Origin of the sequence: Micromonospora aurantiaca ATCC 27029 (genome assembly GCF_000145235.1) — a bacterium.
GTDB classification, from domain to species: domain Bacteria; phylum Actinomycetota; class Actinomycetes; order Mycobacteriales; family Micromonosporaceae; genus Micromonospora; species Micromonospora aurantiaca.
Genome location: NC_014391.1, coordinates 1,958,057 through 1,982,989 on the forward strand (window position 1 = coordinate 1,958,057; position 24,933 = coordinate 1,982,989).

At 67.6% G+C, this 24,933-nt stretch carries 19 protein-coding genes and 1 pseudogene; 11 read left to right on the forward strand and 9 right to left on the reverse strand.

Annotation, left to right across the window (positions count from 1 at the left end; genetic code table 11):
• The first annotated feature begins 103 nt into the window (after nucleotides 1-103).
• Nucleotides 104-571, forward strand: coding sequence for a nuclear transport factor 2 family protein (locus MICAU_RS32430; protein ID WP_157547402.1), 468 nt, complete (start codon nucleotides 104-106; stop codon nucleotides 569-571).
• Nucleotides 572-1,075: 504 nt separating this feature from the next.
• Here MICAU_RS32430 and MICAU_RS09300 read toward each other — a convergent pair.
• Nucleotides 1,076-1,702: an adenylate kinase family protein gene (locus MICAU_RS09300; protein ID WP_013285043.1), complete on the reverse strand. Its 627-nt coding sequence runs from the start codon at nucleotides 1,700-1,702 to the stop codon at nucleotides 1,076-1,078.
• Nucleotides 1,703-1,895: 193 nt separating this feature from the next.
• Between MICAU_RS09300 and MICAU_RS09305 the strand changes: the two genes are divergently transcribed.
• The 8 genes and pseudogenes from MICAU_RS09305 to MICAU_RS33655 all read left to right on the forward strand — a co-directional run bounded on the left by MICAU_RS09305 (nucleotide 1,896) and on the right by MICAU_RS33655 (nucleotide 15,224).
• Nucleotides 1,896-3,314: a hypothetical protein gene (locus tag MICAU_RS09305; RefSeq protein ID WP_041798911.1), complete on the forward strand. Its 1,419-nt coding sequence runs from the start codon at nucleotides 1,896-1,898 to the stop codon at nucleotides 3,312-3,314.
• Nucleotides 3,289-6,042: a phospholipase D-like domain-containing protein gene (locus tag MICAU_RS09310; RefSeq protein WP_013285045.1), complete on the forward strand. Its 2,754-nt coding sequence runs from the start codon at nucleotides 3,289-3,291 to the stop codon at nucleotides 6,040-6,042. Before MICAU_RS09305 ends, MICAU_RS09310 begins: the two co-directional genes overlap by 26 nt.
• Nucleotides 6,043-6,227: 185 nt before the next feature.
• Complete coding sequence (locus MICAU_RS09315; protein ID WP_013285046.1) at nucleotides 6,228-6,893, forward strand: DUF6615 family protein; 666 nt, start codon at nucleotides 6,228-6,230, stop codon at nucleotides 6,891-6,893.
• 81 nt (nucleotides 6,894-6,974) lie between these two features.
• On the forward strand, nucleotides 6,975-8,357 hold the full coding sequence (locus MICAU_RS09320; RefSeq protein ID WP_013285047.1) for an IS1380 family transposase: 1,383 nt from the start codon (nucleotides 6,975-6,977) through the stop codon (nucleotides 8,355-8,357).
• 753 nt (nucleotides 8,358-9,110) lie between these two features.
• Nucleotides 9,111-10,292 (forward strand): hypothetical protein, encoded by a 1,182-nt coding sequence (locus tag MICAU_RS09325; protein ID WP_013285048.1) that lies wholly within the window; start codon nucleotides 9,111-9,113, stop codon nucleotides 10,290-10,292.
• Nucleotides 10,293-10,406: 114 nt separating this feature from the next.
• Entirely contained in the window at nucleotides 10,407-14,330 is a 3,924-nt protein-coding gene (locus tag MICAU_RS09330) for a hypothetical protein (protein ID WP_013285049.1), read from the forward strand.
• A gap of 260 nt (nucleotides 14,331-14,590) precedes the next feature.
• Nucleotides 14,591-14,926: pseudogene (locus MICAU_RS33650) on the forward strand (adenylate kinase family protein); the annotation flags it as partial.
• Nucleotides 14,927-14,960: 34 nt separating this feature from the next.
• Nucleotides 14,961-15,224 (forward strand): adenylate kinase family protein, encoded by a 264-nt coding sequence (locus tag MICAU_RS33655; protein ID WP_425311445.1) that lies wholly within the window; start codon nucleotides 14,961-14,963, stop codon nucleotides 15,222-15,224.
• 503 nt (nucleotides 15,225-15,727) lie between these two features.
• Here MICAU_RS33655 and MICAU_RS09335 read toward each other — a convergent pair.
• The 7 genes from MICAU_RS09335 to MICAU_RS09355 all read right to left on the reverse strand — a co-directional run bounded on the left by MICAU_RS09335 (nucleotide 15,728) and on the right by MICAU_RS09355 (nucleotide 22,236).
• Nucleotides 15,728-16,915, reverse strand: a complete 1,188-nt coding sequence (locus MICAU_RS09335; RefSeq protein WP_083791358.1) for an McrC family protein — start codon at nucleotides 16,913-16,915, stop codon at nucleotides 15,728-15,730.
• Between the two features lie 68 nt (nucleotides 16,916-16,983).
• Nucleotides 16,984-19,212, reverse strand: a complete 2,229-nt coding sequence (locus MICAU_RS09340; protein WP_145755800.1) for an McrB family protein — start codon at nucleotides 19,210-19,212, stop codon at nucleotides 16,984-16,986.
• 341 nt (nucleotides 19,213-19,553) lie between these two features.
• Entirely contained in the window at nucleotides 19,554-20,318 is a 765-nt protein-coding gene (locus MICAU_RS09345; RefSeq protein WP_145755799.1) for a hypothetical protein, read from the reverse strand.
• A gap of 146 nt (nucleotides 20,319-20,464) precedes the next feature.
• Complete coding sequence (locus tag MICAU_RS32435; protein WP_145755798.1) at nucleotides 20,465-20,716, reverse strand: hypothetical protein; 252 nt, start codon at nucleotides 20,714-20,716, stop codon at nucleotides 20,465-20,467.
• Between the two features lie 203 nt (nucleotides 20,717-20,919).
• Nucleotides 20,920-21,267 (reverse strand): immunity 8 family protein, encoded by a 348-nt coding sequence (locus MICAU_RS09350; protein ID WP_013285054.1) that lies wholly within the window; start codon nucleotides 21,265-21,267, stop codon nucleotides 20,920-20,922.
• 255 nt (nucleotides 21,268-21,522) lie between these two features.
• Nucleotides 21,523-21,675, reverse strand: a complete 153-nt coding sequence (locus MICAU_RS32440) for a hypothetical protein (protein WP_013285055.1) — start codon at nucleotides 21,673-21,675, stop codon at nucleotides 21,523-21,525.
• A 30-nt stretch (nucleotides 21,676-21,705) separates the two neighbouring features.
• The gene (locus MICAU_RS09355) at nucleotides 21,706-22,236 is read right to left on the reverse strand and encodes a hypothetical protein (protein WP_013285056.1); all 531 of its coding nucleotides are present in this window, start codon (nucleotides 22,234-22,236) and stop codon (nucleotides 21,706-21,708) included.
• A gap of 356 nt (nucleotides 22,237-22,592) precedes the next feature.
• Between MICAU_RS09355 and MICAU_RS09360 the strand changes: the two genes are divergently transcribed.
• Complete coding sequence (locus tag MICAU_RS09360; RefSeq protein WP_041799227.1) at nucleotides 22,593-22,961, forward strand: cyclic-phosphate processing receiver domain-containing protein; 369 nt, start codon at nucleotides 22,593-22,595, stop codon at nucleotides 22,959-22,961.
• A gap of 78 nt (nucleotides 22,962-23,039) precedes the next feature.
• On the opposite strand, the gene MICAU_RS09365 is transcribed toward MICAU_RS09360, so the two are convergent.
• On the reverse strand, nucleotides 23,040-23,243 hold the full coding sequence (locus MICAU_RS09365; RefSeq protein WP_013285058.1) for a hypothetical protein: 204 nt from the start codon (nucleotides 23,241-23,243) through the stop codon (nucleotides 23,040-23,042).
• Between the two features lie 1,039 nt (nucleotides 23,244-24,282).
• Here MICAU_RS09365 and MICAU_RS09370 point away from each other — a divergent pair.
• On the forward strand, nucleotides 24,283-24,582 hold the full coding sequence (locus MICAU_RS09370) for a hypothetical protein (protein ID WP_013285059.1): 300 nt from the start codon (nucleotides 24,283-24,285) through the stop codon (nucleotides 24,580-24,582).
• The last annotated feature ends 351 nt before the right edge of the window (nucleotides 24,583-24,933 follow it).

Below are 24,933 nucleotides of genomic sequence, written 5' to 3' on the forward strand. Positions count from 1 at the left end.
AGGAAGGGTCGACGCCCGCCGACCACCTGCAGGGCTGTTAGCCGAGCCGACCGTCCTGCTCCCGTCGAGTATCGAGGGCTATCGCAGCAGTACTGTGCGCGCCATGATCCGGAAAGCCATGATCGTAATGCCCCTTTGCCTGCTTCCCCTCACTGCTTGTAGCAGCAACGCCGATAGGCCGGAAGCCGCACTGACCTCGACATCGCCAGCTCCTGCCTCCAGCACGGCGTCGGATGCGGCGGCCAGCCCGACCGCTCAGGCCGCCAGCGAGGAGGCGAAGCTTCGCCAGGCGGCGGTGGCGTACTCGGACGCCTTCCTCGACGCGAAGCCTACGGTCGGCTACGAGCTGTTCTCGGCCAGATGCAAGGAACGCGTGACCCTCAGCGAGTTCACCGGCATGCTGGCGGCCGCCAAGCAGATGTACGGCAAGGCGATGCCGATTAAGACCTTCGAGGCGCAGATCTCAGGCGATCTGGCCCGAGTGACCTACACCTATGACGTGCCTGCCCTGAACCAGAACAAGGAGCCGTGGGTGCGGGAAGACGGCAAGTGGAAGCAGGACGACTGCTGAGCCTTGTATCACGTTCGGCGCGGCGATGGCGGGGGAGCAGACGGACACCGGACCTGTACGAAGGTAAGGGAAGACCGGCTGCGCGGCACGGGCGCGCACGAGTCCTGGCAACCATCACGGGCAAGTCGTACACCACTCCAGCGGACGCAACCACAGTTACGGGATCGAGCACGGGTCGACGGTAGTCGGTTAGAGCCGGCTCCAGGGTGCCAGTAACCTTGCTGCCGCCAACAGCAACGGTGACAGCAACAGGGCCGAACCGTGAGAGCCGATACCGGCTGGCGGCAGATCAACGCTCGACGTCAGAGACCTGCGCGGACGGTGCCGGACGATGCGCCCAGAACTTACAGGCGAGAGGTCGAGGTCGAAGAGTTCGGCTTACCGAGAAAGCGGGTTGGCTACGTAGACGCAAGGATCATGCCGCCGCCAGGCTGCGGTCGCTGGTGGGTGAGCACCGGCGCGGTCACGGCTCGCTGTGAATGTCAGCGCGCCGGGCGTGCCGGGTCATGCGAGTGCTTCGGCGGTGATCTCGGCCGTGGTGAGGGTGGCGTTGGTGGAGGTGAGTTTGCCCAATGCGCGGTAGTGGTTGAGTGTGACTGCGGCGGCGGGCCGATAGGACTGAAGGCCGGCGGTGATCCGGTCGGGGTGGTCGTCGACGCGTTGGAACATTTCTCCTCCGCAGCGTTCGCAGACCTCGGGGCGTAGGGGAGTGGTGAACTCGGTCTGGCAGGTTCTGCCGCAGTCGCGGCAGGTGCGGCGGCCGGCCAGGCGGTGTAGGACCTCGGTGTCGGGAAGGACGAGGTTGATTGCCCGGTCGAGGGGTGTGCCGAGGTCGGATAACAGGGCGTCGAGTGCCACCGCGGTGATGACGTGGTTGGGGAAACCGTCGAGGACAAAGCCACTGGCAACGTCAGGCTGGGTGAGGCGGCTACGGATCATGGCCAGAAGCACCCGGTCGGGCACGAGTTCCCCGGCGTTCATATGCTGTCGGGCCTGAAGCGCCAGCGGGGTGTTCGCTCGAATCTCGGCCTGGGTGATGTTCGCCAGACTGATAGCGGGAACGCCGAGACGCGCGGCGATGGCGCCGGCGACGGTTTCACGGCCGGAGCCGGGTGGTCCGAGGACAGCCATGCGCACCCGGACAGCCTATCGGCGCGGCAGCGAACGGCGACGGGTGTCGGACGGTCATCGCTGGCTGTGGCTGCGGTTCCCTCGTCCGTGCTTGCGCCGAGTCGGAGCCGGCGGCAGACTGGCGGCCGTGGTGACTGGTCCTGCGTGGTCGTCCTCAGGATCAAGGACTTACGCGGGCCGGTTTCCGCTGTCGGTGGAGCGGTTCACCATGAACGTTGTAGATCGGCTTGTCCCCGGGGTCACGACGGTTACTCTCAACGCCCGCTACTACGCGCTTCACGGTCTGATCTCCGCGGAGGCGCAGAGACGGGGCCTGGCCCGCAGCGCGGCGCAGAGCCTGTTGCGCCGGGCTGAGGTCGTCGTTGGGGCGGTGTCGGCGCGTCACTACCGCGGCGCTGGCTCTGTCCACGAGGCGCTGTCCCGACCACATGGATACGACGAGATCGTGAGGCGGGCGTCCGACGGCGGCGTGGACGTGGCGGAATTGGCCGCGCCGGGTGTCTACGCCAAGCCGAGTTGGGGTTTTTGGCCGGCGTACCGGGGCTCCGAGGTTCTGCTCCGAATCGTGACCAGAGCCGATGACATCGGTCCCGGTGACCAGATGAATGCTGGCGCTGTCGCTCAAGGGCTCGGTGACGTGCTCGACCTGGTCAACAGGCGGACGCTCGACGACGCGACGCTCGACGCCTACGAGTCGCTGTGCGTCTGCCATTCGGCCACTAGCGCGGACGGCGCCTGGCTCGCTCGACTATTCGCCGCCGCGGAGGCCGAGACGCCCGCGACGCGGGCCGGTGTCCGCCGGCAGACGCTGCGCATGATCGCGCGCGTGATTCAGCTGACAGAGGTCCGCCGGGTAACCCGGGACGTGTCCCGGTTTCTGGCATACGAGCCGGAGGCGATGAGCGACCCGGTGCTGTCCGCATTGGAGCTGGCCGACGAGTGGCGGGGCCTCATCCTGCGCAACTACTCCGTCACGGCGTGGCGGAGCCTCTGGGCCTGGCTTGTTAACGGCATCCAAGGGATCACGCCCCGCGCGGAGCTGGCCGCTCATCTCGCGGACCTGCTCCCCGACAACACCGTGGGAGCGTTCCGGGACGGGCTGCCACGAACCATGGACAGCGTGGGACAGCCGGCGCCCGCCGAGCACGATCCGGGACTGATGGGCCTGGAGACTCCCGTGCGCGACCTCAGCGTGCTGGCCCTAGGCGGTCGCCGTGTGCGCGAGCTGACCGGTCGGCAGCTGCACGGCTTCGAGGGACACGAGACGCAGGATCGCTACGAGGAGCTGGCGCCGCGGTGGCTGGCCGACCAGCTTGACCGATGGCACGACAGGCCGCTGCGCGACTTCGCCCGATGGCTTACCGACACGATGGTCGACCGGTCGCAGCGGCTCGCGCTGGCCAAGGCCCGCCTCGATCCCCGAAAGGGCGTGCTCAAGATTCCCACTCGGGTGCATCTGCGCGATGACCTGCTGTTCCGCGACTCCGACGAGACCGCGGGTTCCGCCTCGCTGCGGTGGGACCAACTGGCCGGCATCCTCGCCGGCATGGGCCTGCTCGCCCGCACCGACGAGGTGTGGGAGATCGGTGGCCGGGGAGATCTCATTGCTTGACCAGCCCTCCGACGTCGTCGTAGGTGACTACCAGAACGCCGGCGACGTTGTCACAGTGCCGTCGCCTCTGCCGTACATCTTCGCTGAGGAGAAACAAGCCGACCGGCAGGCCCGGGAGGCCCTGTTCTGCACTTTCAACGCAGACCTCGGCTTCTTCGAGCGTGCCGTGCTCGGCGTCACCCAGGCGACCGGCGCCCGCGTTGCGGTCGTCGGTGATCTACGCATGTCCAACCCGGACCCGCGCGCCGCCCGAAACGCCGGCACCCGCTACATACACGGGCTTGCCGCCACCCCTACCGGGAGCGCGTTCCACCCCAAGCTCACCGTCATCGTGGGGCCCGCGCGAGCGCTGGTGGCCGTCGGCTCGGGCAACCTCTCGGTCGGCGGCTGGCACCTCAACGCCGAAACCTGGACGATCGCCGCCGCAGATCGCGACAGATGTCCGCGGCTGGTCCTTGACGCGGCCGAATGGCTGCGCAGCATCGCCCGACTGTGCGCGATCAGCCCGCCCGCCGCCGACGCGATGGGTCGCACCGCCACCGCCCTCGAGGCGTTCAACGACGGCAAGGTCGTCGACACTGGCCACCGCCTGGTGCACACCTCCGAGGCTCCCATCATCGACCAGCTGCCTGCCACGCCCGTGGAGTGCCTGCGGCTGTACGCGCCGTTCCACGACGAGCGCGCCGAGGCTATCCAGGATCTGCTGCTGCGGCTGACCCCGGCACGCGTCACACTCGCCGTGCAGTCCGGTCACCGGACCGTCGTGCAACCTAAGGCGATAGCCCGTGTGATCGACGATCTCGGCATCGACCTCGAGGTGGTGCAGGACCAACACCGCTCCTACCGCCACGGCAAGCTCGTCGAAGCCATCGGCGACGACGGCGCTTGCTGGACGCTCACCGGCAGTCCCAACCTCTCCTCGATGGCCCTGCTCAAGTCCGTCGCCGACGGCGGCAACGTCGAGCTCGGTGTCCTCGCCCAGCCCTCCGCATCGCTGTTTCCCGGCGGCGTACCGATCCGCCTCGACGAGGTGCCCACCGTGCGGATCAGCGCGACCAGACACGCCGACAAGGCCACCGGGGCCACGCTTCTCGCGGCGACCCGCGCCGTCGATGGATTGCAGGTCACGTTCGCCCGCCCCACGCCCTTCTCGGCACGGGTGCTGGCCTCCGCAAACACCGACTTCGACACCTGGGCCGACGTCGGCGCCGTTCCCCAAGGCGCCGTCCACCACCTAATCGCCGGCATCGACCTGCCCGGCGGATCCCGGGTGCGGACGGTGTGGACCGAGCACGGCGTCCCGCGCGACGGGAACCTTGTGTTCGTAACCGATCCCGCACGCACGATGCTCCGCCTGGGCGACGAGCCCCGCGGAAGCGCCCAGGGACCGATCGAGCTCCTCGCCGACGCGCGCCTGGCCGAACGGTGGCTCCACGGGGTCCGCCAACTCGCCGCCGCGCGCGCCAGCATCGCCCTGCCCGCAGTGGGTGGAACCGGCGGCCCCGCCGGCGAGTCGGATACCTCCACCGGCACGCCGAAGCTCGACACCGATTCCGAGGACTGGCTGCGCTACAGCGACGACGCGAAAAGCCGGCTCGGGGCGGCCATGTTCCACTTCTCCCTCGGCGGTTTCGCGGCCCTCTCCGCTGCCACCACAACCTATGGCAGCGACCTGCTCCAGCCGACCGACATGCTCAGCGACGAACGCGCCGCCGGGCTCGACGAAGACTATGCGAACACCGTTAACGACGACATCGACCCGTTGACCGGGGAGAACGCCGAGGCCGACAGCTCTGGCAGCGCGCACGGCGAGAGCGACCCAGACGACGACACCGACGAGCGAGCGCTGCGCGAGCTGCGCCGCATCGGCCACGCTCTGACCCGTGCCGTTCGCAACGACCTCGCCCACCTGCCCGCGGTCGACCGTCTGGCTGTCGGGACGCTGGTGCTCGTCGGCGTCGAGCTGGGCGCCTGGGAGAGGCCGGACGGCGAACACGGATGGATCAGCGTGCTCGCCAGGGTGGTGGAGACACTCGACCTGGACGACGTTCCAGCGGCCATCGAGGCCAACGTCGCGAGCGTAGCTGCCGTCGCTCTCTATCTCATCCGTGACCACCTACCCACGACGGGCCGCCCCGCCGAGTACCTACGCTACGAGGCAGCCGCTCACCGGGCCGCTCACCTCGTGGTCGCCGCCGACGCCGTTCTCGTGGCCGACCACGCGGAGGCCATAAGCAACAGCCGCGGCTTCCCCATCGACCCGGACGACGTCATGCGCACTGTGGCGATGATCGTCGACAACGACCCGATCGCCACCGCCATCGACGTGCTGGAGGACCACCGGCCGGCCTGGCGGGTACGCCGGCACGCCGACGCCGTACTCCACGTCGACGGCACCTTCACCAACCCGTTCCCCGCAGCGGCCGAAGCCCTCGACACCATCGACGGCGCCGACGTCGCTGCCGTGTGGGCCACCAGCGCCAACGGCAGATGGGCCATAGCCGCTCGGGCGGCAGAGGAATTGATGCGGGTCGAGCAGCGCGACGGAGCGGTGCAATGGTGGCACTACCGGCTCACTGCGCTCGGCGGCGCCACCCGCATTGCCCGGGACAATGAATTTGCCAGCCGCATGCGCATCCACCACGGCCCGCTCAACAGCCCTTTCCCCGAAGCGCTGACCCTGCTCGCAGACGCCGGCGTCGATGTGGCGGCGGGACCACCTGAGTGAGGCGATCGTGGGGCGGCCGGTCCCAGTGAGAGGCTAACGCCGGCCCGCGTTGTCAGACGGCGGCAGACCCGATCCGCCGGTCAGCCGCGGGCCCGCCGCCTCGGTGGGATGATGGTTGTGGCCGGACGGCACGAGCTTGTCGATGTCGCCGAGCAGTTGTTTGACACCGGTGGTTTGCTAGTTGCATGATCGAGCAGACTTCTCTGCGACAGATATGCACCAAAGAGGACGTTCGACTCCTCGTCGACATACTTAATGATCTCGCTGCCCAGACGTGGCACAAGATTTCGGTCGGACCATCACGGGGCCTGGCCTTCGGTGAGGAGTCACTCACTGACCACAACCTGTTCGAGCTGGACCGACTAGGTGCTCCAATCGAGGTCTACAAGTTCGACAAGACCGAGGAGCCCTACAACGGCGCCGACTTTGAGTGGTGGATAGGAAGCGACACCACGCGCTGGCTCGGGCTGCGATTTCAGGCCAAGAAACTTGACGATGACGGCGTCTATGCCCAACTCGGCCACTGGGTCAGGGGTCGCCGGCAGTACGACCTGCTGCTGGAGCAGGCCCAGCGGGACAACGTCTGGGCCTTCTACTGCTTCTATAACGGCTGGTCTGGCTCGTGGCCGAAGGGCGTAACCAACGCCGGCTGCAAGAACCGCCGAACGCCTGCACCATTCGGCGTCGGCGACGGTTCCTGCGTGCACGCCTACCTCGAGGACTTCGGATGTGCGATTGCGCCTGCGGCCACTGTGGCCCGTCGCCACCAGGGAGAACCCCGAAACGGTCGTCTGGCTCTAGCCTGGGTGATTCACCGTGATCGCCAAGATGCGCTGTTCGTCGGCGTGTAGATGAGCGGAAGTGCCTGCCCTGCAAGGGAAACTTGTGATTGCGACATCTACAGGTTTCTCTCTGGGGGAGGCACTTCCGAGGTGCAGCTTACGGCGTGGTCGCGGGATCTGCGGGTTACCGCGGGTGGTTCGGGTGTGGTGTCGCACGTCGGTGCGGCGTTGCTGCGGTTGCTGGCGGATCGGGCCGGGTTGACCGTGGCGTTGTCGGCGGGGCTGGCCCGGGCCGGCTGGTGGCCGGTGCATGATCGGGGTCGGGTGCTGGTCGACCTCGCGGTGATGATCGCTGACGGTGGGGAAGCGATCGCGGACATCGACGTGCTGCGCCACCAGCAGGAGGTGTTCGGGTCGGTGGCCTCGGACACCACGGTGTGGCGGGCCCTGGACGAGATCGGCGTGGTGCAGCTGCGGCGCATCGCCAAGGCCCGGGCGAAGGTACGCGCCCGGATGTGGCAACTGTTCGGCGGCCCACCGGCGGCACGGGCGGCGGGCCGGGACATCGGCACCGGCGTGGTGGTCCTCGATGTGGATTCCACGATCGTGATCGCGCACAGCGACAAGGAAGGCGCCGCGGCCACCTACAAGCACACCTACGGCTTCCACCCGATCCTGGTCACCTGCGACAACACCGCCGAGCTGCTCGCCATCACGCTGCGGCCGGGCAACGCCGGCGCGAACACGGCCGCCGATCACCTCGACGTGCTCGCCCAAGCCGTCGCGCAGGTCCCCGCGAAACACCGCCGGCACCTGCTCATCCGCGGTGACTCCGCCGCAGCCACCCACGCCGTCCTTGACTGGCTCCACGAGCAGGACAGCAAACGCGGCCGGCGGGTCGAGTACTCCCTCGGCTGGTCGATCGGCGAACCCGAACGCACCGCCATCACCGCCCTACCCGCCTCGGCGTGGTCGCCGGCGATCAACGCTGATGGCGGTGTGCGTGATGGCGCCGCCGTCGCCGAACTGACCGGCCTGCTGCCCCTGCCAGGCTGGCCGGCCGGGATGCGGGTCATCGTCCGGCGGGAGCGCCCCCACCCCGGCGCCCAACTGACCCTGTTCGAGGACCGCGATGGCTGGCGCTACACCGCCTTCGCCACCAACACCCCGGTAGGTGTCTTGCAGTGGTTGGAGGCCCGTCACCGGGCCCACGCCCGCGTCGAGGACCGGATCCGCTGCGCCAAGGACACCGGCCTGGGGCGGCTACCCTCCCGCGAGTTCGCCATCAACCAGGCCTGGTGCATTGCCGCAGCGATCGCCGTCGACCTCATCGCGTGGCTGCAGCTCATCGGCCTCGACGGCGACCTGGCCAAGGCCGAACCGAAACGGCTGCGCTACCGGATCCTGCACACCGCCGCCCGCCTCGTGCACGGCCAACGCCGCCGCACGCTGCGCATCCCGTCCAGGTGGCCCTGGGCCGAACAGATCACCGCCGCGTTCAACCGGATCGCGGCCATCCCCGACCCCGGCTGACCAACACAGCCGCTGCCCCAACAACCCGGAGGACCCCAGGAGACCACGCCCACCGCCGCGACAGACGGCCCACCACCATGCCCGGAACCACACAATATCGATCAACAGCGATCAGGAGCGCCGGGCCGAAGGAGCCGGCGTCAGGCGCGAATCATCGAGGTTAGGCTCAGGTCGCTCCCGATCCGCTCCCACGGCCCGCTCGTTGACAGGACGTGCTCCCGATTCAGCCGGGGAACCACGTGGTCAGTTTTCAGGCGGAGCCGACACCTTCTCGGATCACGGCTTGCTACGGCGACTCGTCAGCCTCGACGCACCGCCGGGATGATGATCTCGTCAGGCTCGTGCGCCACCGACACCGCGAGTTTCCTTCAGCGGGCTCGATGTCGCGCCGATGGCAGGAAGCCCCACAATCAGCTTCGGGACACGGAGTGTGGCCCGCGCGGTGGGTCGCACTGCCAACGGCCAACTGTCTGGCTCTCGCGCGCGTTGGCGCCGGACGTGATCCGACCGCCGCGCGCTCCCGCACGGCCTGAGCGATAACTAGGTCGATAAGGAGCCGCGGCCTGAATGTGACCGAGGCTCCCGGGGCTGGGGCGACGGAAAATCGGTGGCGGCGTTGAGAATGCTTGGCCTGTGAACGACAGATGGCGTGACGTAGAGGCAGGCCGCCGTGAGCTCGACTGGTCCATCGCGGTCGGTGATCCGGCAGAGGCTACTTACCTGACACCACTGGGTCGTGAGACGGCGTCTCGCATGATAGATGATCTCGAAGCGTTCTTCGGGCCAGGTTGGCTGCACAAGGCCGTGCGGCCCGCCAACGGTGTAGCTGGTCCGACCATGGGGCCATACTTCGCCTCGTTGATGGGCATTGGTGCCTTCGAAACCGTGGTGGGGCTGTGGGCGCGTCTGCAGTACCTGGTTGATGCCGCGACGCCGGGCGTCGGCCATCTGCGCCGAAACCTCCGAGCGAACCCTGTCGCCGACGAATTCCGCCACCACCTTGCCTTGGCGAGGCTCGCGGTGCAGGCGAAGGTGGCCGGCGCCAGGGTGATGCTGGAGCCCAGCAAGCCCCAAGGCGGCCCGGGAGACCTGCGGGCGGTTCGCGCCAGCAGCGACGTATTCCTTGAGTTGCGGACGCTCGGGCCGGACAAGAAGTTCCTGGAGTACAACCAGCAGGTGGAACAGGCGCAAGCGTTTCTCCGGCAGCTCGAGCATCGGCACGGGGTGCACTGGGACGGCGAACTGCCACACGAGCCCACCGATCAGTGGCGGGAAGCCGTGAGCTCCGCCGCGCAGAAGTCCGCGGCAGACAGCGCCATCGTCGAGGTTGCGCTGGAAGATGCGACTCTCACCGTGCGACCCGGCCCGGCGCCGGCAGGGACGGTGGTCTCTGGCCCGGTATGGGCGGCGGATCAGGGCCCTCGTCTGCTGCGTGCGCTTGTGGCGAAAGCCGTCAAGACGGAGTCAGCTGGAGCAGCCTGGTTGTGGTTGGAGGACGCCGGTGCCCTGTGGCCGCTCTCCGCGTTTGCCCAGGACTCTCTGCCGCGTAAGGAGGAGGCACTTCGCCGGGCCCTGGACCCGTTGTTCGACGCCCATCCGCATGTCCTGGGTGTGGTCCTCACCTCCGGCCAGCAGCGAGTCGGCACTCCCAGTAACGACATCGATCATGTCGGCCACCGTGGTGTAGCTTTTCGCCGGACGTTGCCAGGTGGCCTGATGCGCGAAAGCATTGTCGTTCACCGTCGCTTGGCCGTGCCGGGGCAGTATCTCCTCATGGCTGAGATGTGCGCTGATGAACCGGCATGGCTCGACCGCGCGCTGGAAGCTCTCGGAGTGCCCGGCGGTCTTGCCGCCCTGACCATCCGGCCGGCTCCGCCCGCCAAGCGATGGTCATCCGAAGGGCCGCGGCCATCGAGCCTCTATCTGCCGTCGTAGGTCAACGATCAGATGCTCCTCTTTCAATGATCTAAGCCAATCAGGCGGAGGCAGCGTCGCGGCAGCGGAACTGTCGTCCGGACGTTCTATCTTGGGGACGGTAAGGGAGGTCCGATGACCGAGTTGCTGACCGCGACCGATCTGGAACAGTGGTCGGAGCGCAACGACTCGCGCGAGCACCTGCCGACGTTGGTCCGGCGCCTCATCCTCGCGGTGGCTGCTCCGGAGACGCTGCGCATGCCCGCCGCCGAGGCCGTCGGGCTGCCCGGCCTTGATGGCGAGGTTACAAGTCCATCTGGTGCGCCGCCGTTCCTGCCGTTCGGCCGCTCGGTCTGGGAGTTGGGCACGGGCCGCGACCCCGAGGACAAGGCGCAGCGCGACTACCGGAAGCGGGTCGACGGGTCGACCCGGGACGAGCGCGCAGGTGTCGTCTTCGTGTTCGTCACGAGTCGGCGGTGGCCCGGCGCGCAGCGCTGGGTCGATCGCCGCACCGAGGACGGCGATGGCTGGGCGGGTATCCGGGTGGTCGACGCGGAGGATCTTGCTGCGTGGCTTGCGCTGTGCCCTGGAGTGCACCGGTGGCTGGCGTCCGAGCAGCTCGGGTGGGATCCGCACGGCGTGATCGGTCTTCGCGACTGGTATCGAAACTGGGCCGAGCGCACGCGACCGGCCATTCCGGCAGCGCTGCTACTGGCGGGGCGCGACGACCGAGTTCGCAGCCTCCGGGACCGGCTCCGCGCCAAACCGGTCGAGCAGGTGGTGGCTTCGGCGAGCCGAGACGAGTCCGTAGCGTTCGTCGCGGCCAGCCTGATGGCGGAGCCGCCACAGGACGTGAGCATCGTGTCACGCCAGATGTCTGATTCGCCGGTGGACAGGGCAGGCGGGTCGGAGGATCCGCTTGGCGCTGTTGATGATACGGAGCTGGGCGAGCTCGTCGGACCGCCCATCGCGGAGGAGGGTGACGCCGCAATGGGTCTAGCTCGCACCACCGGCGCACCGGCCGGACTCGAAGCGCTCCTGGAACGGGCCCTCGTCGTCGAGGACATGCGGGCATGGCGGCGGGTGGCCGCTCACGAGAGTCCGATGGTGCTCGTGCCGGTGTTCGCCGAGCCTGAGATAGGCGACGGCCTCCGTGCCGGTCACCACGTCGTGTTGCCTCGCGCCGGCCGGCCCGCCGATGATCGGCTTCCACGGCTACACCGGCACCTCGCAAGAGAGGCATGGATTGCTGCGGGACTTGATCACGACCGGGCCGACGAGTACGGACGAGCGGCGAGACGGAGTCTGGCATCGCTGCGTCGGCGCATTGGCCGTCCCGGTTGGCTTCGCCAGCCGCGGTGGGCCTCGGACGCCACGGCGAACCTGCTTGCTCCGCTGCTGCTCGCCGGTGCCTGGGCCGACGATGTTCAGGGCGATCTAGAGGCGCTGCAGAGCTTGACCGACCGCGGCTGGCGGGCGACTGCCCGGGACCTGAGCACGCTGACGTCAGGTGAGGACGCACCACTGCTCTTGAGGGACCGCCGGTGGGAGTTCGCCGATCCGGTGGATGCGTGGGACGCCCTGAATCACGCGCTGACGGCTGAGGATCTCGATGCGTTCCAGTCGCTCGCGCCGGGCGTGCTGGGCGAGAGCGACCCCGCTTCTGGGCTTACCGCACGCGAGCGCATCGCTGGTTGGCTCAGCGAGACAGGCGCGCCGCGCCGGCGGCACTCCAGCACGCTGCGCCGTGGGATGGCCACGACTGCGGTGATCCTCGGCGCGGTCGTCGGCGACCGTGAGCTTCCCGGCGGTGTCACCGGTCAGCAGCGCGCGTCCCGGGTCGTCCGCGAGTTGCTCCAGGACGCCAACGCCGCGCGTTGGCATGCGGTAGCTGATCTACTGCCGCTGCTGGCTGAGGCGTCGCCTGAGGGCTTCCTAGCGTGCGTCGAGCATTCCCTTGATGAAACTGACACGCCGGTGATGTCGCTGTTCGCCGAGACGTCCGGCGACTTCGGGCTCGGCGGTCAAAGCGCCCACTGCTCCCTGCTGTGGGCGCTGGAGAGCCTGGCCTGGTCGTCTGCACTGCTGTCTCGGGTAGCTGTCGTGCTGGGCCGCCTCGCCGATCAGGACCCGGGTGGGCGGCTCGCCAACCGGCCCAGCGCCTCTCTCGCTGCCGCCCTGCACCTGCACGTACCGCAAGGTGCGGGCGACGGGGCGACGTGTGTCGCTGCGCTCGACGCCGTCCGGAGAGTCGCGCCGGCGGCGGCTTGGCGGCTCGCGCTCGACCTCGTGAGCCACGCCAACCCAGGGATGATCAGCGGCCCGAAGTTCCGAGACTGGCCGCGGCCGGCGCAGGCGACCATGAGCGACACCGGCGACGCGCTGGACGCCCTGACCTTACGTATTGCCGATGATGCCGGCAGCGACCCGGACCGGCTCGCCGCCGCCTTCGCTCTCGTCCACCGGTTCCGGGAGACCGGCAGGCTCGCGCTACTCAAGGCAGCCGAGGCCGCATGGCCCGATCTGCAGGAGGAGTGCCGTCGCACCGTCCTCGCCAGCCTCGCCGAGCGGGTCGCGATGCATCGCCGGCACCCGGACGCGGGCTGGGCGCTGCCCGGCCAAGCACTCAAGGCCCTTGAGGCGTTCCTGGATGCCCACGCCCTCCCGGGGAGTCACCCCGACGATGCCGAGCTGTTCTCATGGCGGCCTTTTCGACGTGGGCTCAACCGTAACGGCGAGGATGCCGATCTGGAGGCGCTCGCGTCCGCGAGGGCTGAAGCAGTCCGACGCCGCCTCAGGGACGGGCTCCCAGCGGTCCTTCGCCTGGCCGAGGCGTCAAAGCTGCCGGCGGCCGTCGGCGACGCCCTGGCTGCAGTTACGGCCGCCCATGACTCAATGGTCCTCGAGCATCTCACGGGCTCGTCGCAGCCCCTGCACGCCATGGCTGCGGGTCTGGCGGCGCACCGACAACGGGAGGACGCAAGCTGGCTCGCTGGCACGGTAGTCGCCAGGCCCGCGCAGGCCGCAGCGCTGTGCCGGACCGCGGCGATCGACGAGGCTCTGCTGACGCTCGTGGACGGCCTGGAGGCGGACACGCAAGACGAGTTCTGGCGCGACATGCAGCCGCTGGGAGTTTCAGACGACCTGACGCCGACAGTTGTGCGGCGCCTCCTCGAGCGCGGCCGCGCGTGGACGGCGAGCGAATTGCTCAGCGACGTTGGCGCCTGCGCCGACCGCGACCTGGCTATCCAGGCACTGATGGCGCCGGCCCTCGCGGCGACCGAAGACATCTCGCGCGCACAGTCACCGGAGTACACGATCGGACGCCTGCTCGACAATCTCGAGGAAGCCGGCGCGGATGACAATCTGCTCGCAGACCTCGAGTGGTTCTACCAGCCGCTTCTCGACCACAGCCGCAGGCCGATCGCTCTGCACCGAGAGCTCGCCCGCAATCCCGCCCGCTTTGTCAACCTCGTGTCCTTGCTGTACCCGCCGGACCTGCACACCGGCGCGGCATCAGGCGACGGCGAGCCAGCCGACGGAGAGACGACGGACCACACGGCGTCGTCACGGGCGTCCACCGCCGCCTGGGCCGTCCTGCGTGAGTGGCGCCGACCGCTCCCGGGGTCTGTCGATGGGCACCTGCCGACCACCGAGGACATGCTGCGGTGGGTGGAATCGGTACGCGAGAAGCTCACTGCGTCCGGCCGTGCTCACGTGCTGCCGCGCGTCCTAGGCAGTGCGCTATCCGGCGCCCTCACCGACGACGACGGCACCTGGCCCAGCGAACCGGTCCGCGACGTTCTTGAGATCCTTCGAGACACAGACCTCGACCGACATCTCGCTGTCGCCAAGATGAACCAGCGGGGCGTTACAGGCCGCGGTGTCTACGACGGCGGAGCGCAGGAGCGTGCGCTCGCCGATCAGTACACCGCGACGGCAGACCGTGTACGCGGCAGGTGGCCTCGCTCCGGAGCGCTGCTCGACGGGCTGAGCCGGTCTTACCGCGAGGACGCCCGCCGTGAGGACCGCTCGGCTGAAAGCGAGGGCGATCGTTGACGGCTAGTTAGCCCGGCTCACGGGACCTGATCCCGTCACCCGCTTCAACCTTACTGTTCGAGCCTCAAGAATTTCCGAATCGGAGTCATCAGCACCCGCTCATCGGCTATGACAGTGCGCCGAGGCCGACCGAGTGAGTCCACGAGTCGATACCGTCGGAGCCGCCGAAGCGGTCACGGAGCATGGGCCGATCAAAGCTGCAACGACGGCTGTCGATTCGACACCCTCATCATCCGCCGCTACAGCGATAAGCTGCACCGATGCGCCTGGCCGTTCTCGGACCACCCGGCTCCGACCGGAAGACCATCGCCAGCACCATCGCCGCGCGTCTCGGCGTTCCCTGCATCAGCCTGGCGGACATTGTCCAAGCCGAGATTCGGGCGAGTACCCCGGCCGCGCTCCAGGCCCTGCGGCACATGAACGCCGGTGAACTCGTGCCGGAACCGGTACTCCTCTCGATGATCCGCAACCGCCTCACCCAACCCGACGTCGCTGCTGGCTTCGTCCTCGACGGCACCCCCAACCAAGCCATCACCGCAGTGGCGCTCGACACCCTGTTGTCAGACCTCGGCGCACCGATCGACCGAGCGATCGACCTCGTCCTGCCCCGACGCCGAGGTTCTGCACCGCCTGGCCGGCCGCCGCACCTGCCGCGACTGCGGCCGAACCTGGCACACCGAGAGCGCCGCCCCCACACGCCCCAACATCTGCGACCACTGCGGAGGCGAACCGGTCCAACGCCACGACGACACCCTCGAACGCATCACCGCAGGCCTGCAGTCCTACCGACCCGCTGCGGCAACTACCCTCAACCACTACAGCTCTCTAGGCAAGCTGTTCTCCGTCGACGCCACCCTCACACCAGAGGGGATCACTACCAAGGCAGTCGCATGACCCCATCCGCTCGCCCTCCAGCGAACGCAGAACCGCCAATGACGCACCAGCAAAGTGAGCTATCCGGATCCGCCGAAGAGGTCACGGTGCGCGGGCGGCCGAAGGCGCTCGTCACATGGCCCGTACCGACGTTCACCGACCGGAGCGAGTGCAGCAGCGAGATCCGCCGTTGCGTCGCTGGTTTACCGACATCCACCGACACGGCTCCGGCTCCTGCGACCTTGACGAGTTCCTCGCCTCGCCCGATTGGAACCGCACTCGTTGCTATCGGCAGCCGTCGGCTCAGGCTCCGAACCTTTGCGGCTGTCAGCTCTGCACCTTTCAGTCGCACCGCAAGCTCGCCCGCCGGCAGGAGCGCGTCGCCTGGCGTTCGATCCGTCGGCAGCTACTCGCCGAGCACCGGGGCGGCGAGCGCGACCTCGACGTGCCCCCGATCTGCGGGAAGGCTTGGTAGCAGAGGAGTGCCGGCAGTCCGTGCCAGGTTCTGTCCGCTACCAGCTGGATCATGATGGGTATCCGCCGTCCTTGACTGCCGCATCCGGACCTGCCGTTGGGGTCGCTGAGACGCCGCTTGCGACCTCGACGCTTGTGATTGCTTCGGCAACCTTCTCGATCTGCTCGTGCAGGTGCGTGACAGGGGCCGCCAGGTCGACCCTGTGCACGACGATGTGCACGCCGCTTCCCGTGAGCTGGTAGGTCACCGATTCGGCTCCTGCCGATGCGTAGACGAGGTGGCCGCGGGGCAGGTTGAGCGTGGTGCAGTAGGCGAGCAATTGGTAGATGTCGTCGCGGGGTGGGGTGTTGCCGGGTGCCTTGTATTTGGCGTCGATGACGGCCAGGCACTGGCGCCCATGCCACCAGGTGATGTCTGGCCGCACCAGGGGCAGCCGGCGGTCACGGTCGAGGTGCATCTGGTGTTGGCCGGTGACGGTTCCGCCGTAGCGTGTCTCGACGGCATGTCGTAGGGCTGTGGTCAACCAGTCTTCGAAGACGGTGTTGAGGTCGAAAACGAAGCCGGCGGCGAGGGTTGAGCCGTGGGAGTGTTCGATGCTTTCGCCAGCAAGGATCAGCCGGGCGAGCCGCAGCGCCGGTTGGTAGCGGTTGTTGAACCGGTTGGACGAGGCTTCGGGTATGGGGGCGCCCGCCGTGAGGGGGGTGACGTCGGCGAGTGCGGCCGCGATGCGGTGCAGGGCGTTGCAGGTGGCCGGGGGGACGCCGGGTAGGCGGTGCAGGCGGCGTACGGCCGACAGCAGGATCTGGTTTTCTGGTATGTCCGTGTCGTAGTCGTCGTAGCGCACCTCGACGGGTAGGGCCAGTCCCGGCCGAGTTCTCAGTTGGTCTGCCTCGCGGAGTCGGCCGCGCACCAGCGGCAAGGCCTCCTCGACGGTCCGGTATCCCTGCAACAGGCCTGGGGCTAGTGCCTGGTAGGTGGCGGTGGCGAAGGCGACTGCCATCGCTGGCACGAGGTCGTGTTCGGGGGTCAGGCCGACGGGCTCGGTGCGCCAGCCTCGAGGGTCGCGGGCGTAGCCGAGCAGCCACAGCAGCCGAGCGATTCCGATCTTCGGCCGTACGTGCAAATCGACGTGTTCATCGCCGCCGATGATGCGGGCCGCGCCGACCATGGAGCCGGAGCGCAGCAACAGCCGCCCGTCGAGGGTGAGTGAGGTGTCAACGAGCTTGGTGGCTTCCATCGCCCGGGCGACGGCAGGAGTCGTCGGCTCGCACTCGTACGTCTGGTGCTCGCGTAGGCTGACGAGCCTCACTGTGCTGTGTCTCCGGCGTGTTGGCGGGGCAGATGCACGGGGGTGGGAACGGCGGCCTGCTTGAGGCGTTTGCGGAGTGCGTCCAGGCCGTAGCGGAGGTTGATGTCGGTTCCGTCGCCGAGGTGGCGTTCCTCGAGCAGGGGCATGATGGCGTTCTTCCAGATCCTCGCCAGCCCTTTCTCGCTGGCGGCCTGGGTTGTCATCAGGTAGGACGGGCCGACGGCGGCGTCACGGTCCCCGATGGCGCGGTTGAGCTCGTCGAGTAGGTCCGCGCGGTCGGCGGGGAGGTTGTGCTTCTTCAGCCACTTGCGGAGCAGCCCGTCGAGGGGTGGCTTGCCGGGGAACAGCGGCTGGAAGTAGAACCGGCGGCGCATGGCGGCGTCCACGAGGGCGATGGACCGGTCGGCAGTGTTCATGGTGCCGATCAGGTAGACATTCGGTGGGAGTTCGAAGTCTTCGGTGGGTGAGTACTGAAGTTGGATGTTGCGGTTGCGGTACTCGAGCAGGAAGTAGAGCTCCCCGAAGACCTTGGCGAGGTTGGCCCGGTTGATCTCGTCGATGATGAGGATGTAGGCCTGGGACGGGTCGTCCTTCGCGTCCGCAACGAGTTGTTTGAAGGGCCCGGGCTCGAGTGCGAAGCCAACCCCGCCGTCGGCGGCGGCCCGGGGGCGGAAGCCTTCGAAGAAGTCCTCGTATGAGTACGAGGGGTGGAACTGGACGAGCCGGTAGGCGTTGTCGGCCTGCCCGGTGAGGAACTGGGCCAGCGCCTGGGCCAGATAGGTTTTGCCGGTGCCGGGCGGGCCGTACAGCACGATCTGCTTCTTCTCCCGCAGCAGGTCGACCGTCTCGCTGAGCCACTCCCGATCAATCAGCAGCTCGTCGGCCAGGTCGGCGGTCGGCTCGGGCAACTCCACCTCGGCCACCTCGAGCTGATCGTCGGCATCCTCCTCCCTCGGCTGGTCGTCCACTTCGGCGAGGGCCGCGAACTCGGCGACGTAGGCGCCGAGGTCCGTCACGGTGAGCTGACCGGACAGTTTGCTCCGCGCCTCGGCGGACAGCTCGTTTCGGGTGAATGGCGCGTCGGGATTCGCCCAGGCAACCTTTCGTCGACGGTTCGACAGGTCGTCGCGCGTGTTCACCCAGGTGGCGGGGCCGGTGATGGTGCCGACATACACCTTGGGCCCGTCGACGGTGACGACGATGTCGCCCTCGCTCATCCGGTTGAGGAACCGATCGAGCACCCCCACGTGCAGACCCCGCTGGGACGGTGAGAAGTCCGGCAGCGACTCGCGTAGCTGCTGGTCCAGTTCCGCCTTCGACAGGCCGGGCGTCAGTTCTGGCAGCCCGGGATACGCGATGGAGCAGAACCCTTCGGTGAGCCATTGGCCGATCAGGTTGTGTCCGTGCACCTTCGCGCCTCGTACCAGCCATCCCCGCGGTCCCTTGCCGTCGCCAGCCGGCGCGGTCTGCTGCCGCCACCGGTCAACCCAGGGCGGCTGGTAGAAGTGGACCAGCGTGCCAGCCTTCTCCGACAGCACCGTCCGCAGCTCCGCCAGGTCTCGATCGATGTCGCCGCTCGGGTGGGACAGCTCGTCAGCGAACGCGGCCACGATGAGCTTCTTGTGCCGCCGGGAGGCGACCGGCGGGAAGGTGTCGGGAAACGCGAGGTTCAGCAGGACGTTGCGTTGGCTGTAGGCGCTGTTGATTGGAATGCTGTCCAAGACGTCCTTGAAGGCCCACGGGTCGCGTAGGGCCGCCTGCTGACGGTCGGCCGGCAGCTGCTTCCACGCCTGCACGAGCCGCACGAGCCACGCGATCTGCCGGTCCCGCTGCGTCATGTATGCCGCGCCGGCCCGCACGACGCCGGCATCGAGAACCGCGTCAAGGTCTGCGGGGACCTCGACCGGCTCGGGCAGCAACGACAGCGCCCCATGGATCACGGCACGTTTCGCCGCGCCGCCGATGTCGCGTGGCAGCAGCAGATGCAGGTAGATCAGCTCGCCCATGAGCTGTACCGCCGTGGGCGGTGCTGCGGCAAGCTGCCCCTGTAGCTTCCTGACGAAGCTGCCCCTGCCCGCGTCAGGCTGCCGGACAAACCCGGTGTACAGCTGATCCGCTGCCTCGGCTGTCCACACAGCCCGGCCAGGCGTGAAGGCCGACCCGTCACCGGCGAGACCGGCGTCAATCACCCTGCGGGCGGCGGCGTAGACAGCATCCTCGTTCACGGCGCTCCTCTGTCGTTTCGAGGTGGCCGACGCGCAACTGGTCGGCACTCCCGTAGCGTGTGGCAATGTAAGGCAAGTTAATGGCCAACGGGCCTCATGGACCGCCGCCCTGAGGAACTCCTACCCGTCGTGGTGCGCCAATCATCGGATGACACGCTGGCGGCAGACGTTGCAGCCTCCAACCCGCCTGCTGATCGCGCCGTCAGCACGATGCACGTGCGACCTCCGACGCCGCCAACTCGCAGCTACTACACGTCACGGTTAGCCAGATGTTGGACATGGTCGGGTGCGCTGTCAGCGTCCACCGCGGGATCGGTTCTGATCCGGTCGGTCTTGCCAGCTCAGCACATCGTCCAGTCTTCGACGGCAACAACCAGTTCCTCTGCCCGAGCAGTCGAAATCTTGTGTCGCTTGGCAATCTCCGACAACACCGCCTCCTCACTGACTTCGACGTTGTCCTCGGTTGCCTGGTTGAACTCGGCATTCAGCACGTAAGCCTGCTCCGTCGGAAGCCTGCACTTGTTTGGCTGCGCCAGCTTCTCGCGAAGCGTGGCCGCATTGAGTTGGTAGCCCCGCCAGGTCGCCGCATCCCCTGTGGCGGCCTCCGACCAGCGGCCGCCGGGTGCCCACTCGAACACCGCGTAGCTTGGCAAGACTTCACGCCGGTCGTAGGTGACCACGATCGACAGTGCTTGCCAACCTTGCCCCCGATGGCGCTCCACAACTTGCGATGCCACAGCTGTAACCTGCTGCTCACTGACCGGGAAGGTGCGCAGCTCGGCCCGCAGCGCCAGGCGCCGAGCACCGGAGCCGGCGCTGACGTCCCGTCGCTCGAAGATCTCGTAGGCAGGCAAGCTTGGTCCAGGCGCCACCTCACTGGTTCCCGCCGTCGAGGGCGTACCAGCCGTCGAGGCCGGGGCTGTGGGCGCAACGGCGGTGCTACCGGGATCAGGACGGCGTGACGACGCGGCTGGCTGGGTGCCCGGACTAACCGAAGCGGATTGCGGCGTTGAGGTGTCACCAATGACCAGCCCGATCGTGGCCAGAGTTGTTGTGCCCGCGCAGCACAGGAACAGCACACCCACCGCCACCAGGAGCAGGATCACCCACGGCCTGAGACGCTTCCGGGAAGCGGCGGCAGGAGATGCCGACGGTACCGGCGGCCGCCACACGGGCGGAAACCCGTCGCGTTGAGACGGCTGCCCGCCTGAGGGCCCAGGTTGATCCGGCAACTGTGACACAGCACCTCCCATCAGGTGGGCGTACTGCAATTGTCGCCGTCGACCCGACCCGGCACGCTCCGTCGAACAGCGGAACGACGAACCCAACGATCGGCGCAACCTGCCCGCTTAGCGATATGACGACGCGTCAGATGCCTCAACTCCTTGTCGACCTGAATGGCGACAACTTCGGGCGTGCCGAAGAGGTCACCGAACAGGAAGCCCTGCTCAGAAATCTGCCGGTGGGATCCAGGTTTCAACTCGCGGGATACCGACGCCGCCACGACAGCACCCAGAGCCGCACATCGATGCGCCACGGCCTCGTGATCGACGTTGGCCGGCCCCAGTCCGACAGCCGGCACCAGCCAGGCGGGGAGAAGCGAACCCTGACTACTTCGGTCTTCTCTGGATTCGTCGCGCAGGACCCGCGCCCGCGTGGGCGCCGGACACGGGATGCGGAGCCTCCCCCATGACGCGCGGCAGGCCATCAGCCGCAGTAGTCCTCGAACTCCCACAGGCCAATCCGACCGACCTTCTGAGCGAGCTCGACGCGGCTGGACGCCTCGATGTTCCCGATCAGCTTGCGCAAGGCTGCCTCGACCGTCGCCGGCGAGAACTCTGCCACGAACAGCCAGTGCCGCCCCAGCAGGAAGGATTGCTTGGCCAACAGGTCGACCAGGGCGGCAGGCGTGCACGCAGTGACCTGGTAATGCTCCTCGCCTGGCTCGCCGACGACACCGACATACACCTCGGCGAGCTGCACGGTGTTGACGCGATCGAAGGGCTGGCCAGTTTCGAGGTCCGGGAACCGGACCTGCCGCACTTCCGCACGCATGGGGGCAAGCTACCGCCTGACCCGTCCCGACGACATGTGCATTACGAGATCAAGACGGGCGCCTCGCCGAGCAGCGCGGATGCGCTTCTAGCAGCGGAAACACCTCTCGGCATCTGACACCGCTCCCCCGTCGTCCGTCGACCTCTTGCGGACCAGATGCGGACCGCTCACCTGAGTCTGGGTAAGCCCTACGCATACCCTCGATCATGAGGGGCTCCACCAGACTCTTGGTGTGCGGGTGTCATTTAAGCCTTCTTAACCAGTGGTCACATTCAGGACGACGTTCGGGTCGTTGCGGACAATCACTCCGCGGGCAAGGAGGAGGTCCTGCACGCCGACGAGGATCTCCTCGCGCTCCGCCGACGAGGCGCTAGCCAGCCGGACCACGGCCACGCTGTGCTCACTCACCGCTGATTCCTCCTCCGACCCCGTCCCATCTCAGGAGTACGGCTCGAAGGTAGTTGGCAGAACCTCGCGGAGATAGTCCAGTAAGCTGACCCTTCCGGTGCCGCCCAGAGCATCCAGCAGTAGGTCCAACATGCCGCCTGGATAGCTTTCTCCGGTCCGGCCGCGAATGTCTGCCACCACGCACGTCCACGTGTCGGCGGGCTTACTGGACAATTCCCAGCAAAGCTCCAGCTCGCCGTTGACCGTCCCCCAAGCGAACAGTTCGCCCGGCTTGTTGCCGAACCTGTAGTAATCCTCGATACCGTTGGCCGGATTGGTCCGCCATAGAAGTACGTCGACGTAGTAAGCCGCGTCCTCGCGGTATTCGCTCTCGCATGGGTGGAACACCTGCACGAAGTCGAAAGCGCCCGGAGGGAACCGCTCCACGTACTGCCGAAAGTCCGTGGGGAACTGGTGACCGAAGGCAGCCTGCAACGACGACCAGTCCGGGTCGTACGGAGACCTGCCACTCCAGCCAACCAACGCCGCCAGCCTGTCTACCGCAGTACTCGCACCTGTCACGCTCACATCCTTCCAGGCTGGCCGATGGCTACTGCCACAAGATCGGCTCATCCGCCCGTCCCCGTATGCCGCCGACCCCGCCCCCCTGGGGAGCGGGGCGCTGTCCGGCCCGCCACTTCATCGGACCTGGATACCGTCGCCGGCCTCGCCCGCGGGTCCGCCGGGCTGGTTCGCCACCAGGGCACCGAGCAGCACCTCGACACCTGAATCAACCGCGCCCGCCACGCCGGATGCCCCGAATCCGCGGCTTCGCCGCCGGCCTGGATCACCGCAACACCCCCCCGACAGCTCTCGGAGCCTGCTTCGCCGGCGAAACCGGATGGCGACGCGTGGCGGCGCCCGCGCATCATGACCGGGTGGACGCCCGACCAGCGATCGCTCTGATCGATGACCTTCGGTCATTCGTCGATGGCCGCCGCGCGGAGGTGGCCCGTACGAGCGCTGCCGGAGTCGAGCTTCTTACCCGCTACCGGGATGGTCGGCTGGACGAGCTGTGGCTGGACCACGACCTGGGCGGCGACGACACCATCTGGCCGGTGATAGAGGTCCTGGAACAGGCCGCCTTCGACGACCGCCCCTTCAACATCGGCGTGGTCGTCGTCCATTCCGCCAACCCGGGCGGTGCCACGAGAATCGCGCTTGTCCTGAGGCGCTGGGGTTACCGGGTCCGCGTCGCGTCGGGTTGCTCAGACGTCGGCTACGACAAAGGCCCTCCGGCGAGCTGATCGATCCAGCTACGCCGTCACATACAGTCGTTCTTCGTCCGTGGCGGATCCGGACACTTATCGAGCCCTGAATCTCAGCTACCGACACATCCAACCTGCGTGCCGGGTTACGCGAGCATGCCGGGTAACGCGGGCAGCACCACGGTCGACGCACAGCTCGCTGGTCTCGTGATCGATCCAGTAGCTCTGCCCGGTGCCGATGAAAGTCGGCTGCCGCAGGTAGAACCAGCGACCCACCACGTTGACGAGGATCAGCCGGTCGGCAGTCACGCGCTCAACCATCCCGCATCTCCCTCAAGCGCCATCGCACCGCACCTACCTGGTCAGCGTACGCCGACCTACAGCCCTCGAGGTGAACGCTTCTCGGCGTGAGTAGACGTCCCCGACTCTGTGGAGCGGGTTTTCGAGGCTGATGCATTCGGAAACGCCGAAGAGGTCACCGCCCAGGAAGCGCAGGTCAGCGCGTTGCTGGTGGGATTCGAGTCTCAGCTCCCACGAGCCTTACCAGCGCCACCAGGACGGCATTCAGAGGCGCATGTCGATACGACATGACGCCCGGGAACCGCATCAGCGGGACCGAGGACGACAGTCGGCATGATCCAGGCGGGGAGCAGCTACCCCTGACCACTTCGGAGTTCTCTGGGAGGTCACGCCGGACCGCTTGCCCACATCACCGCAGGTCAGAGCCCTCGGCTCTGCCCGGTGTCGGTGAGCACTTCGGGCGCGGTGACCACTTCGCCAACCTGCACCCAATCTGCTCCCACTTGCAAGGCCAGGTGATTCAGCAGCTCCTTACCGCCGTGACCTGCGCACACTCCCCTGCCAGGGGACATAGAGTGCTGTCGACTGGTGCGCAAAATCGCGGAGCACTCCTTGTGAAGCAGGACGCTGCACCGACCCTGACCTGCAAAAACGCGAAGCCGCAGGCAGGGGTGGGTGCAGCTGCGCGCCGATGGGTGCCGTTCGATGCGGTTGAGTGCCGTTCAGTGCACCCCGTTGCTCCCAACCTGCTCCCCCCGATGCCGGGCTCGTAACAGGGCTGCTGCCGTCGAGCCGGGACGGCCGGGTCCTGCAGGTTGTCGGCAATCGATCGTGGCTGCTGGCCCCAGCGCCCTTGGAGCTATGGCCGACGCCCGGTCAACGACCGACAAGCTCCGGTGTTCCCGATGTGCTCCCGATGTGCTCCCGCGACCCGGGTGTCCTCCGGGCCAACTCACAAATGCCACGCCGTATCAGCGGCAGATGCGGCTGCCGCCAGCCCGAGTGAACCTCGGTATGGCCGACCGGGGCCGCATCGTCGTGTTTCTGCGCAAGGGCACCAGTGAACTCGTACTACCCGCTGCTGGAGTTCGCCGAGAGCGACGTCGACGCCGACCTGTACGCCGCGCTCATCCCAAAGCTGGGCAAGCCGACGTCCCGGGCGATGGCGACCGTGGACGACCTCGCCGACGTCCGGCAGATTCCCCACCTGCAGCACGCCGACCTGCGACGCGCCGACGAGGTGTTCACCTCCTCGGCAAACGCCCCGACCCTGCGGATCCTGGTCCGTCGCGACGATCCCACCGGCCTGATCACCCATTCCTGGTGGGTCGGGCAGTTCCGCGGCACCTCCTCCAAGTAGAGATACCGGCACGACTATCGGATGTCTTCCGAGCCGGAGGGATCCATGCGCGCGGAGGGGTCGAAGCTGGGCCGGCGGGTTGCTGCGCCAGCCGGCGATCGCCTTGCCAGGTGAATCGGATTTGGGTAGGCACGATTCGAGCCGAGGGCGGATAGCTCATCAGTGATCTCAACTGGCTGTCCGAACGGCGGAATGCGTCAGACCGCACCTCTATGCTCACCGAGCGCGATGGCCGACCGCAAGGAGATCGGGATGGGCGCAGCAATGTGACCGTTGCCAAGATCGTCATTGCAGTCGGTTGTCGCGTGGCGTTACGCGAGACATCGCAAGCAAAGACCGCGACGCGTTCCG